The 12988-nt window shown below is 65.6% G+C and carries 7 protein-coding genes; 4 read left to right on the top strand and 3 right to left on the bottom strand.

The features are described from left to right. Positions 1 to 109: 109 nt before the first annotated feature. The gene (locus ACQPZ2_RS20390; protein ID WP_433526999.1) at positions 110 to 1051 is read left to right on the top strand and encodes an acyl-ACP desaturase; all 942 of its coding nucleotides are present in this window, start codon (positions 110 to 112) and stop codon (positions 1049 to 1051) included. 97 nt (positions 1052 to 1148) lie between these two features. On the opposite strand, the gene ACQPZ2_RS20385 is transcribed toward ACQPZ2_RS20390, so the two are convergent. Both ACQPZ2_RS20385 and ACQPZ2_RS20380 read right to left on the bottom strand, forming a co-directional pair. After that, positions 1149 to 1685, bottom strand: a complete 537-nt coding sequence (locus ACQPZ2_RS20385) for a DoxX family protein (RefSeq protein ID WP_433526998.1) — start codon at positions 1683 to 1685, stop codon at positions 1149 to 1151. Between the two features lie 25 nt (positions 1686 to 1710). After that, positions 1711 to 2475 carry a dioxygenase family protein gene (locus tag ACQPZ2_RS20380; protein WP_433526997.1) on the bottom strand — a complete coding sequence of 255 codons (765 nt, stop codon included), beginning with the start codon at positions 2473 to 2475 and terminating at the stop codon, positions 1711 to 1713. 90 nt (positions 2476 to 2565) lie between these two features. On the opposite strand from ACQPZ2_RS20380, the gene ACQPZ2_RS20375 reads away from it, so the two are divergent. Together ACQPZ2_RS20375 and ACQPZ2_RS20370 are read left to right on the top strand one after the other, a co-directional pair. Further along, entirely contained in the window at positions 2566 to 3015 is a 450-nt protein-coding gene (locus tag ACQPZ2_RS20375) for a MarR family winged helix-turn-helix transcriptional regulator (protein WP_433526996.1), read from the top strand. A 483-nt stretch (positions 3016 to 3498) separates the two neighbouring features. Continuing rightward, a complete protein-coding gene (locus tag ACQPZ2_RS20370; protein WP_433526995.1) occupies positions 3499 to 3978 on the top strand; it encodes a hypothetical protein in 480 nt (159 codons plus the stop codon). 6 nt (positions 3979 to 3984) lie between these two features. On the opposite strand, the gene ACQPZ2_RS20365 is transcribed toward ACQPZ2_RS20370, so the two are convergent. After that, positions 3985 to 6219 (bottom strand): MMPL family transporter, encoded by a 2235-nt coding sequence (locus ACQPZ2_RS20365; protein ID WP_433526994.1) that lies wholly within the window; start codon positions 6217 to 6219, stop codon positions 3985 to 3987. A 336-nt stretch (positions 6220 to 6555) separates the two neighbouring features. Here ACQPZ2_RS20365 and ACQPZ2_RS20360 point away from each other — a divergent pair, with 336 nt between their 5' ends. Next, positions 6556 to 12969, top strand: coding sequence for a type I polyketide synthase (locus ACQPZ2_RS20360; protein ID WP_433526993.1), 6414 nt, complete (start codon positions 6556 to 6558; stop codon positions 12967 to 12969). Positions 12970 to 12988: the final 19 nt, after the last annotated feature.

The following is a 12988-nucleotide window of genomic DNA, read 5'->3' as shown; positions in this document are numbered from 1 at the left end:
TGAATCGAGCGTGCTCGTTTAGGGTGTGGGGGCGGCTCAGCCGCATAGTCAGTAATGCGTGAACAGCGGTACGTTCCGTGGTTGGTTCCACCGAATCGAAAGGCGCTGCATGACAGAGGACTTGACGCAACTTGAACTGCTGACGGAGCTGGAACCGGTTGTCGGTGCCAATATCGACCGGCATCTGGCCACAGTCAAGGACTGGTATCCGCACGATTATGTGCCCTGGGACGAGGCCCGCAACTTTGCAGCAATGGGTGGGCAGGATTGGGATCCCGCGCAGTCACGGCTCTCGGAAGTCGCCAAAGTCGCGATGATCACGAATCTGCTCACCGAAGACAATTTGCCGTCCTACCACCGCGTGATCTCCGACAACTTCACCAACGACGGTGCTTGGGGCACCTGGGTCGGTCGCTGGACCGCCGAGGAAGACCGCCACGCCATCGCCATGCGCGACTACCTCGTATGCACCCGCGCTGTCGATCCCGTCGCCCTGGAGAACGACCGGATGGTGCATTTGACGCGCGGCGTGCACGCGCCGGAGAACTTCGGCGGTGTACTCGATCAGGTCGCGTACGTGACTTTCCAGGAGTTGGCTACCCGAATCAGTCACCGCACCACCGCACGAGTCTGCGACGACCCGATCGCGGATCGGATGTTGCAACGCATCGCGGCCGACGAGAATCTGCACATGATGTTCTATCGCAACATCACCGGCGCCGCCTTCGACATCGCACCTGACCAGACGATCGAGGCGGTGACCAAGATCGTGAAAACGTTTTCCATGCCCGGCACCGGAATGCCGAACTGGCGTCGCAATGGCGTGCTGATGGTCAAGCACGGGATCTACGACCTGCGCCAGCATCTGGACGAGGTCGTATTGCCGGTCCTGCGGATCTGGAAAGTCTTCAACCGCACGGACTTCACCGCACGCGGCGAACGCAGCCGCGAAGAACTCGGCGAGTACCTCGAGAAACTCACTCGCGACGTCATGAAGTTCGAAGAACAGCGCGACCGCATCCTCGCCCGCGAGGCGGCGCGCGTCGGGTAGCGCACCGCTGGATGTCACAGTCGCGCAGAAACATTCACGCGACTGTGACATCCGGCGCCCGACAGTCTGCCTAGCAGGTCTACCCGGACTGATCGCGTCAGTTGCGGACGATCAGGACCGCGCCCGCAACCACCAAGGCCAGCACGATGGCGGCAAGGCCGAAGACGAGGCGGTGGTTGCGCAGCGCCGGAATCACGCGGTCGACGGCGTAGCGGCCCGGACCGGTAAGGGCGAGCGATGCGGCGGCCAGGGTGAGGAGCAGTTCGTACTCGATGCCCTTCGGCGCGAAGAACCCGCCGCCCCATTTGACAGCGATCGCATTGAGCAGGGTCCCGACCAGCGCCGCGGCGGCGAGCGGAGTGAGCAGGCCGACAGCGAGGGCTAGTCCGCCGAGTGTTTCACTCAGTCCGGCGACCACGGCCATCGCCTTGCCCGACGGGTAGCCGCTCATCGTGAAGAATGCGCCGGTGCCATCAATGCCGCCACCGTTGAACCAGCCGAACAGTTTCTGCGCGCCGTGTGCGGCGATAGTGAGTCCGACGGCCAGCCGCAGGACGAGTAGACCGAGGTCGTAAGTGTGTGTGGGCGTTGCGGTTTCGGTGTTCGCGGCGGGGGCGGTGATGGTCGCGGTCATGGGATGCCTTTCGTTGTGGGGCGGATCAGCCGAGCTGTATGGAGCGCCGCGCCATGCCCAGCCAGAAGCCATCGATGACGGTGCGTTGGTCGGTGAAATCGTCGCCACTTGCACCGAGGGCGACGAACAGCGGTGCGAAATGGTCGGTGCGCGGATGCGCGAGATGTGCCGCGGGGGCCTTGTTTTCGAAGTCGAGCAGGGCGTCGAGATCGTGAGCGGCGAGGGTTTCGCGGCCCCAATCGTCGAATTCCGCGGTGAAGCCGTAGACGTGCTCGTCATCGGCGGTGATGGCGCGCAGGTTATGGGTGAAGAAACCACTGCCGACGATCAGCACGCCCTCCTCGCGCAGCGGCGCGAGCCGACGGCCCACTTCCAACAGCCGCTGCGGATCCAGCGTCGGCATCGACAGCTGCAATACCGGGACATCGGCCTCGGGATACATCTCCTTCAGCGGCACGTAGGCCCCGTGGTCCAGCCCACGATCCGGCACATCGACGACACCGCCACCGAGCAGTCTGCGCACCGTGTCCGCCAGTTCCGGCGCGCCCGGTGCGGCGTATCGCACGTGGTAGTAGCGCTCCGGAAAGCCGCCGAAGTCATAGACCAGCGGCACCGTCGTGGTGGCGCCGAGCGCGATCGGCGCAGCCTCCCAGTGCGCGGAAATCATCAGAATCGCCGTGGGACGTGGCAATTCGCGCGACCATGCGGCCAGCTCACCGGGCCACCGCGGGTGATCGGCCAGCGGCGGTGCGCCGTGTGAGAGGTAGAGCACCGGCATCTGTCCGGCCATCGCCGCCCTCCATCCAACTAGTTCACATTTGAACGCGAACCGACTATAGCCTGTTGTTCAAATTTGAACAACACCGGTAGGATGGTTGTCGTGGCTGACGCGAAATGGCTGAGCGAGCGGGAGATGCGCACCTGGCAGGGTTTCCTGGCGGCGGGGGCGCTCGTCGGCCGACAGGTCGAACAGCACCTCAAACACGAGGGGCTTTCGCACACCCAGTACGAGGTCCTGGTCCGCCTCGCCGCGGCTCCCGAGGGCCAACTGCGCATGACCGAATTGGCCGATGCCCTCTACACCTCGAAAAGCGGTCTGAACTACCAGGTCACCCAAATGGAGAAGGCCGGGCTGGTACGCCGCGCAGCGTGCCCCACCGATGTCCGCGGCGTCATCGCCAACCTCACTGCAGCGGGCCGCGACCGCCTCGAGCAGATCGCCCCCGGGCACGTCGAAACGGTGCGCCGTGTCCTCATCGATGTGCTCACCCCCGAACAGCAGGAGGCCATCGCCACCGGCCTCGGCGAGGTCGCGCGCCGACTCGACTGACCGGCACCGGATGGGACGGACGCGCGATCTCCCGGTGCCGCACCAGCGTTCAAGACGTCCGGCGCCTTCGAGTCCGAGACCGTGACATCGCTGATCGCGCTTCTGTCAGGAGGAAGCGCGGGCCACCCCTGCCGCCCACTCGTCCGAATAGACCACCTTGCACTGCGGCGATCTTCCAGCAATCGATGTGTCAGCGCATGGAATCCGGAGATACCAGGCGCGATCCAGCCTCCACCGCAACCTGTTTCGCACATGTCAGGACTCCACGGGCAATTCCGTGGTTTGCCCGCATGACTCGGCATGCGGGTACGACCAAAGGAGGACAGCGGCCGCTACCTCGGGGTGATGTCACCGGCACTGGGAACGCCGCACAATCAGGGCCGTAAGAAATCTGTTGGGAAACTCTAAGCCCGAACAGATTTGATGCCCAGGTACGGATGTGACGCTGATGGTCGCAGATTTGAGCCGAGAACGGAGAAGATAGTGCCGACGACGTTTCCGAGTTCCGTCACCGAGGCCACATCGGATACGGTGCAGGACTGCCGCCGACGTGGTTGGACGGTCGCGGAAACGACCAATGGTGTCTGCCTGATCACCGATGCGCAGATTTCGGCCATCGAACTCACCGGGGCATTGGCCGCCACCGTGCGCCGGTACCTTCGCGCCAACAACCTGTCCGGTCCGGTGATCGAAATCCCAGGCCCGCAGCGCCGCGAGATCCACCTCGTCGTCGGCGCGGCCAAGGCGGCCATGGCGATCGGCGCATTGCGCGGAGTCGGCGCGATCGTGCACACCGACGGTGCGAGCATCCCGCTCCCGCCGACCCGCCTGTCGGCCGGTTCGGCCTGCTGGGGCATTTCCCCGAGTGAGGCTCGCTGGGTTCCGCCGGTAGTCGCGATCGCCGCCGCCGTCCGGGCCGCCGAATCCGGTCGCAAGCGGCAGGTCGCCGATCTGGCGAGCTGAGCAGCGTCAGACCGAGGTCGGGTCCGATTCCGATCGACGGGTCGTCGGCATCACATCCGCGCAGTCGGGAACTGGTTCGCGGACAACGACCTTCCGCTGGATGCGCCGCAGCCACGCCGGGGCCCACCAGCACGCGTCACCGAGCAGCTTCATGGTCGCGGGGACCAGCAGCATGCGCAGCACGGTGGCATCGATGAACAGCGCGGTGACCATGCCGAGGGCGATGTACTGCATCATCACTAGATCGGACAGGGCGAAGACGCCGGTCACCACTATCAAGATCAGCGCGGCGGCGGAGATGACCCGGCCCGTGCGCGCGACTCCGGTGCGGACCGCCTCGGTCGTGGACGCGCCCGCGCGGCGCGCCTCGACGATGCGGGCGAGCAGGAACACCTCGTAATCGGTGGACAGACCGTAGATCACCGACACGATCAGCATCAGCACCAGCGACATGATCGGCTGCGGCGTGAAGCCCAGCAGTCCGGCCCCGTGACCCTCGACGAAGATCCAGGTCAGCACGCCGATGGTGGCCCCGAGGCCGAGCAAGTTCAGTACAGCTGCTTTGAGCGGCAACACGATTGAGCCGAAAGTCAGGAACAGCAGTGCGGAGGTGGCGATGAACACGAGCGCGAGCATCAGCGGCAGCCGGTGCAGCAGCGCGTCGATGCTGTCGCGCTGCGCTGCCGGTTCGCCGCCGACCATCACCGTTGTCCCCTTCGGCAGTTCCATGGAGCGCAGGTAGTCGATGGCCGCGTCGGCGTCCGCGGAGCCGGCCAGCACCGTCTCGGTGGTGTAGACGAACGGTTGCGCCGGGCGCTGGGTGGGTTTGGGGAACGGTGCCGCGAGGCCGGGGGCCTGATCTGCGTGCGTGACCACCGTCTCGATATCCGGGCTGTTGTAGGTGATCATGACCAGGTAGATCGGATCGATCCGGCGCAAGGGGAAGATCTCGTCGAAGTTCTGCTGCGCCGATCGAGTCGGGTGGTCCGGCGGTAGAAACCGCTCGGTGATGCCACCGAATACCAGATGCTGCACCGGCGCGATGAGCAGTAGCAGTCCGGCGAAGACCGGAATCGCCACGGCCAGTGGTCTTTTCATCACGCCTGCGGCGACGCGGCCCCAGAAATTGTCCCGCACCTCGTCGGCGGACCCGGTCTTACGGAACCAGTCGAGTCCGAGCAGGTCCACCCGGTGACCGAGCACGGCGAGTAGCGCGGGCAACAACGTGACGGCGGTCAGGGCGGCGAGTGCGATAGTGACGATGGCACCGTAGGCGAACGATCTCAGAAACCCCTGCGGGAACAGCAGGATGCCGCCTGCCGCCGCGACCACGATGGTCGCGGAGAACACCACCGTGCGGCCCGCGGTCGATACCGCCCGCCGCACCGCCACCGGTACCTCGTGGCCATCGGCGAGTTCGTCGCGGAATCGGCTCACGATGAACAGCCCGTAGTCGATGGCCAGGCCGAGGCCGATCATCGAAACCACCGGGGAGACAAACGAATTCACCTCGGTGATGGTGGTGATGGCGCGAATGATCCCCCAGGCCGCGAGCACAGTGAGCCCGCCGACGATCAGCGGGAGCGCGGCGGCGACAACCCCGCCGAAGAGGAAGAACAGCAACACCGCGACAGCCGGGACGGCGAACACCTCCATCCGCGCCTGATCGTGGACCATGGTGTCGTTGAGTGCGCCAGCGACCGGCTGCCCACCGGCGACCTCCATATCGATGCCCGGGATATCGAAACCGTCCGCGACCTTGCGGAAGTTTCGCATCAACTCGGTCTCGTCGTGGCCCTTGACGGCAATGGAAGCGAAGGCGTGCTTGCGGTCCTCGGAGCCGAACAGATCCGGCACCGCCACGCCGGTTTCGGTGGGCCAGTACGTTCCGTAGATCTTCCCGATTTCATTCGGGAAGCGCCGCGGCAGCTCATCGAGATTGTCGACGATCACCTCGGCGAATGCCGGATCATCGATCGTCTCCCCCTCGGGCGCGTGAAACAGCAGGATGACGTCACCGCTGTGATCGCGCCCGAATACTTCGTCGCGCAGTCGCGCCGCCTGTGCGGATTCCGAGTTCGGATCGTCCCATCCGCTCGAACTCAGATCATCGCCGAGTCCGAGTCCATACGCACCCAGTCCCAGCATTGCGACCACTATCACGCCGACCACCGTGAATCGTCGCCGAACGATGATATCTGCCCATTGCGTGAAATCGGCGAACAATCGCCTCCTCCTCATGCGTGCGTGAATCGGCCGACCGGGCCGACCGGCTGGATCGTAGCAATGCCGACGCCACGCACACAGGAATCGATATGGATTCCGACAGCCCACAAGAAACCGGGTGCTCCGATTGTGAGTTGAGCCGAAAGACCTGGTGGCACAGGGTTATTCGGTGCCCGAGTTGGGTTACTTCACAGTCCACGGCGCGCTTATTCGACGTAATCTCCAGAATGTCACGGACCCACGCCGACACCTCGATAGACTCGGGCCCGGTTTGTCCACTGTGTTGGACTTCGTTATGCATATCGCCTATTCACGCGGCGATGACGAGTAGCCGTATTCGGGAGGAACTGCGTGTCGGATATCGCTATTGTTGGTATCGGCTGTCGATATGCGGGCGGAATAGATTCGCCCGATACATTCTGGGAATTCGTCGTCGGTAAACGCGACGGTGTTGTCGAGATTCCGCGGGACCGGTGGGATTACCGCCGGTACTACGATCCGGATCCACGCACGCCGGGCCGCAGTTATACCAAGCACGGCGCCTTCATGACGATCGATCCATGGGAGTTCGACCCGGACTTCTTCGGCATCTCGCCGCGCGAGGCGACTGTGCTGGATCCACAGCAGCGCCTGATGCTGGAGGTGACCTGGGAAGCCCTCGACGACGCAGGCATGGCGGGCCGGGCGGCCGGTGCACCGGTCGGCGTGTACGTCGGCGGGTTCGTGGTGGACCAGTCGGTGATCGGCGTGGTGGGTCCGGCGCTGTTCCACACCGATATGCACACACCGGCCAGCGCGTCCTACACCATGCTGTCCAATCGAATCGCCTACGCGCTCAACCTGACCGGTCCAGCACTCACCGTCGATACGGCGTGCTCGTCGTCGCTGGTCGCCTTCCATCTGGCCTGCCAGGCACTCGACAACGGCGACTGCACGGTCGCGTTGGCCGGCGGCGTGAATGTGATGCTGCAGCCGGAAACCTTCGTGCTGATGTGCAAGGGCAGCTTCCTGGCCGCCGACGGCCGCTGCAAATCCTTCGATGCCGCCGCGGACGGTTACGGCCGCGGCGAGGGCGCGGGCATGGTGGTGCTGAAGAAGCTCGACGACGCGGTGCGCGACGGTGATCGCATCTACGCGGTGGTCAAGGCCACGGGCTCCAATCAGGACGGGCGCACGACGGCCATCACCGTGCCGAACGCCGATTCCCAAGAGGCACTCGCACGTTCGGTGCGCACCCGCGCCGGTCTGTCCCCGGACGACATCACCTACGTGGAGGCCCACGGCACCGGAACCCTGGTCGGGGACCCGGTCGAATTGCGCGCACTGGGTCGCGCCTTCGGTGCTCCGGCGGGACGTTCGAGCATTCTCGGCGTCGGTTCGGTCAAGGCGACACTCGGTCATACCGAGGCCGCGGCCGGCGTCGCGAGTGTGATCAAGGCGGCGTTGGCGATTCGGCATCGCACGATTCCGCCACAGGGCTGGCTGGACAAGGCCAATCCGGATATCCCGTTCGACGAGCTGGGCTTGCGCGTGCAGGTGGACGCCGAACCGCTGGCGCCGGATGCCGCTCCGATGACGATCGCGGTCAATGGTTTCGGATACGGCGGCACCAACGCGCACGCGATCCTGCAGGAGTACCGGGCGGAACGGGTGCCGCCCAAACCGGGACGCCATCATGGCATCCTGCCCATTTCGGCCCGCAGCACCGGTGCTGCCCGGGCCCTCGCCGGGCGCTTCGCCGACCTGATCAGCGCGGGTGCAGATCCGGATCACCTGGCCGAGGCCGCGTGGACGCGGTCGGCTCACCATCACTACCGTACCGGCGTCCTCCTCGGCGAAACCGAAGGCCTGGTCAGGGATCTGCGCCAGTTCGCAGCGGGCGAAGGCCGGGACGCGCTGCGCACCGTTGTCTCCCGCAACGACGAGCCGGTATTCGTTTTCTCCGGTATGGGCCCGCAGTGGTGGGGTATGGCGCGCGAATTGCTTTCCGCCGGTGGCGTATTCGCAGAGACTGCAGCGCGGATCGATGCGGAGTTCCGCGCGGTCTCGGGTTGGTCGATTATCGAGGAGTTGCTCCGGGCCGAGGAGGAGTCGCGTGTGACCAGCACCGAGGTGGCGCAACCGGCCAACTTCCTGGTGCAGGTCGCTCTGGTGGATGAACTTGCGCGATTCGGGATTTCGCCCGCCGCCGTGGTCGGTCACAGTGTGGGCGAAGTGTCGGCGGCGTATGTGAGCGGGATGCTGACGCTGCCGGAGGCCGTCCGGGTCGCCTATCACCGAGCCCGATTGCAGGCGAGCACCGCCGGATCGGGCGGCATGCTCGCGGTCGGGTTGACGCACGAGCGCGCCCGCGAACTCGTCGGCGACGATCCGCGCGTAGATATCGCCGCGATCAACAGCGGGAACTCCCTCACCCTGTCCGGCGATGTCGAGCGGCTCGACGAGATCGCCGAAAAACTCACCGAAGACGCGGCTTTCGCGCGTCGGCTGCGTGTGGAGGTGCCCTATCACAGCCGATTGATGGATCCGATCCTGGACGAGCTGCGTACCGAACTCGCGGATCTGTCGCCGCAGCCGCCGCGCGTACCGCTGTATTCCACCGTGACCGGTGACCTCGTCACCAACGCCGACTGGGATGCCGAATACTGGTGTGCGAATGTCCGGCAGCCGGTGCGGTTCTTCGATGCCATCACCAAGGTGATCGCCGCGGGCAGTCGGGTATTCCTGGAGGTCGGGCCGCATCCTGTGCTGTCGGGCAATATTCGAGAGGCGCTGCTGGACGCGGATGGACACGGCACCACAGTTGCGACGCTCGATCGTAAGCAACCGGATTCCGCGAGCATCCGTCGCACGCTGATCGGTCTCTACGGGGCCGGTGTGTTGAATCAGGAGGTGCTGTTCCCGGCCGACCGGCCGGCCGCCGCACACGTGCCGCTCCCCCGCTATCCGTGGCAGCGGACTCGGTTGCATTCGACGCTACCACTTTTCGAGCAGGCCAGGCTCGGTACTCCGGACAGCTACGCCATGCTCGGCGATCCGGATGTGGAGGGCCGCTCGGACTGGCTGTTGCAGGTAGGTTCGGAATTGCTGCCCTGGCTGGCCGACCACGTTGTCAACGGGGTGCGGGTCATGCCTGGCGCGGCGTATCTGGATGCCGCGCTCAGTGCGACGGCGACGCGGCTGGGTGTCAAACGAGTTGCGCTGGAACAGGTTCGGTTCGTCGCGCCACTGATCATGGGCGCACCGGATGTGCCGCTGATGGCATTGAGCGTCGAAGAGTCCAGCGGGCGGTTCCTGATCAGATCGCGCAATGCCACCGGGACGGCGTGGACCGCACACTCGTTCGGCCGGACGCTGACCGGCAGCCACGCGCCGACGAAAGCGACCGTTCCCCCTATCGATGTCGGTATTGATGTCGAACCGGAGATGTTCTACTCCGGCCTTGCGGCCGCGGGCCTGCAGTACGGCCCAGCCTTCCGGCGCGTGACCTCGGTGCGGGTCGGCAAGGACGCCGTGGTCGCTACGGTCGACGGCACGATTGCCGCGAACTCCGGACATCTCGCGCATCCCGCGGTGGTCGATGCCGCGATGCAGACCGCGGCGCTGCTGTTCGCCGACGAGCGGATCGACGAGGGCATCATGGTGCCCGTCGGGGTGGCGGCGGTTCGGTTGCTCGCGCCGATTCCCGACCAGGTCACGGTCGTCGCGCGCCGCGATCCGCGGGCGCGGCTGCGCGCCGATGTGGATCTGCTCGACGGCGAGGAGAATCTGGTGCTGCGGTTGACCGGACTGCAGATCGGTGCGTTGAAGCCGGGCGACGATCCACTGCACCGCATGGCCGATTTCTATTACGCCGACACCATGGAACAGCGCGATCCCATCGATCCGGCCGCATTGGGCGATACCGGTCCGGTTGCCATGGTGGTCGTCGCGCTCGGAAAGAGCAGCCGCGCCGAGCGATTGGCGGCAGCGATCCCGGAATCGAGGCTCTACCTGGTCGATCCGGCCGAGCCGGTGCCGACGGCGGAATTGGTCGCGCACCTGCATGCCGCTCGGACGGCGGAAGTGCAGCGACTGCACGTCTGTGTGGTCGTCGGTACCGTCGAGGACGATCTCGCGGACCTGTGGACGCTGCAGCGGATCGCGGTCGCCGTGCACGAATTCGCCAACCCACGGTCGTCCGACGACACGCCGCAGACGGTCTTCGGCGACAGTTCGGCCCACGTCACCCTGGTGACCGAGCGCGCATTCACATTGCCGGACAGCGCGATCGCGCCGGATTCCCGACAGGCCGCGCTGGCCGGGGCGCGACGGGTGCTGCTGAACGAGCAGACACCATTGCGGTGGCGGCTCATCGATGTCGAGCCCGATACCACCATCGCCGAGCTGCTCGCGGAATTGGCTGTGCCCGGAGCGTTTTCGCACGACAACGTCGATGAGGTGCTGCTGCGCGACGGCAAACGCTGGGTGCCCGTGGTGACCAAACCGCTGTCGGAGCGTCTCGAGGTGCTCGATACCCCAGAGCCGCTCACCGATTCGGAGGCCAATTTCGAGCTCGAACTCCCCCGAACCCGGCTGCTGTCGGCGCTGGCCTGGCGGCAGTGCCCGCGCCAGGAACCGGGTCCCGAGCAGGTCGAGGTCCGCATGCGGGTCATCGGGCTCAATTACAAGGATCCACTCAAGGTCATCGGCCTGCTCGGCGAAAGAGAGCTGGCACCAACGTATTTCGGCACCGTGCCCGGTATGGAGGGCGTCGGTACCGTAGTGCGGGTCGGCGCCGAGGTAGCGGGCATATCCGTCGGCGACCTGGTGGCCGTCGCGGCCAGGGGCATGATGCGACGCTTCGCGATCGTCGATCGGCACTTGGCCATTCCGCTACCACCCGATGCCGACCCCGGATACTGCACCAGCACCATCGCCTTCGGCACCGCCGAATACGCACTGCTGGATCTGGCCCGATTGGAGCCAGGTGAGACGGTGCTCATCCACGGAGCCGCCGGTGGCGTCGGGACGGCCGCCATTCAGGTCGCCAAGGCGCTGGGTGCGCGGATCATCGGTACGGCGAGTTCTGATGAGCGGCGGGCACATATCCTCGCCCTGGGCGCCGATCACGCGGTGAACTCACGGTCGCTCGACTTCGTCGACGATGTGCTGGCCCTGACCGACGGCAAGGGTGCCGAGGTGGTGCTCAGCAGCGCGCCCGGCGAGATCCTGCGCCAGAACTTCACTGCCGTCGCCGAATTCGGGCGCATCGTCGAGGTCGGTAAGGCCGATATCTACACCGGCGGGCTGCTGGAGCTGGCCAATTTCGACAAGAACGTGGCCTACTACTCGATGGATCTGGATCGCCTCGTGGCGGTCTGTCCGCAGCGGCTGGCAAAGCTGCTGCAGCGAGTGTACGAGAAGGTCCTCGCGGAGATCTATCGGCCGCTGCCGTACCAGATGTTCGAGACCGAGGAGGTAGGCAAGGCGTTCGAGGAAGTCCTTCGATCGACGCGGCTGGCCCGGATCGCACTGCGCATGGATTCGCCGGAGCCGCCCGTCCGGCCGTACCTGCCCGAGATCGAGATACACTCCGACGCAGCATATCTCGTTACCGGCGGCTTCGGCGGATTCGGGATGGCGACCGGTCGCTGGCTGGTACTGCGCGGCGCGCGCCGACTGATTCTGCTCGGGCGGGGCGGTGCGAGTACCGAGGAGGCGCGTCGGCAGCTCGAGGCTTGGCGCACGGTCGGCATCGAGGTGATCGAGGAACTGGTCGATGTGACCGACGCCGACGCGGTCGCCGATGTGGTGGCCCGTGCCCATAGCGTCGAGCACCCGCTGCGCGGCATCTTCCACGCGGCAGGCTCGGTGGCCGATAACCGCCTCGAACAGATGGAACACGAACAACTCGCCAAGGTGTACCTGCCGAAGGTGCACGGTGCGCGCGCCCTGCATCGTGCGGTCACCGAGGCTGGTATCCGGCTGGATATGTTCGTGCTGTACTCCTCCGGCGGCTCGATGTACGGGATCTACGGCCAGTACAACTACTGCGCGGCCAATGTGGCGGTCGAGGCGCTGGCCGAAGAGTGGTCCAGGGCCGGCGAGCGGGCGCTGTGTATCGGCTGGGGCCACCTTTCGGGGGCGACCGGCGGGATGGCCGCCGACGAAACGGCCGTCAAATACCTCGACCTGGTCGGCTTCGGACCGATCGATATGGCCGATGCCACCGCCTATTTGGAGCAGACACTGCGCTTGGGCGAAACGCGGGCGGCGATCATCCCCACCGACTGGGCCAAGCTCACCGGTACCTTCCCGCAGCTGACCCGCACCGGTCGGACCATCGAACTGGCCAAGGCCTCGGCCAAGGACACCTCCGAATTGGCCCAGCTGCGGTCCGAACTCGTCGAGATGGACGAAACCAAACGCGGACAGTTCATCGCACGCAAGATGGCCGAGGAACTCGCCGTGGTCATGGGCCTGCCGGTGGATTCGATCGATATGACGGTGCCGGTGCCCGAACTCGGACTGGACTCGCTGATGGCGGTGGAACTGGGCGCCCGCGTCACCAAAGCCCTCGGCATCGACCTGATGTCGCTGCAGATGGGGCGATCGTTCAGCCTGGACCAAGCCGGTCCGAAGGTGGCCGAGTTGATTCTGACCGCCGAACCCGGTCAGCCACAACCGATTCCAGATCTGTCGGCGACCGATAGGGCAACAAACGACACCGCGGCAGCGAACGGATCGAGCGCCGCGGCACCGATCGCCGTCCCGCAGCACTGACCACCCTTATCGACGAATC

It is taken from the genome of Nocardia pseudovaccinii, assembly GCF_050942345.1.
GTDB lineage: Bacteria > Actinomycetota > Actinomycetes > Mycobacteriales > Mycobacteriaceae > Nocardia > Nocardia pseudovaccinii.
Note: the sequence above shows the minus strand (reverse complement) of the source record. Positions and strands in the feature narration are given on the sequence as shown.

Coding starts and splice junctions, on each gene's coding strand:
- ACQPZ2_RS20390 (WP_433526999.1), top strand. CDS start 110: ATGACAGAGGACTTGACGCAACTTGAACTGCTGACGGAGCTGGAACCG.
- ACQPZ2_RS20385 (WP_433526998.1), bottom strand. CDS start 1,685: ATGACCGCGACCATCACCGCCCCCGCCGCGAACACCGAAACCGCAACG.
- ACQPZ2_RS20380 (WP_433526997.1), bottom strand. CDS start 2,475: ATGGCCGGACAGATGCCGGTGCTCTACCTCTCACACGGCGCACCGCCG.
- ACQPZ2_RS20365 (WP_433526994.1), bottom strand. CDS start 6,219: ATGAGGAGGAGGCGATTGTTCGCCGATTTCACGCAATGGGCAGATATC.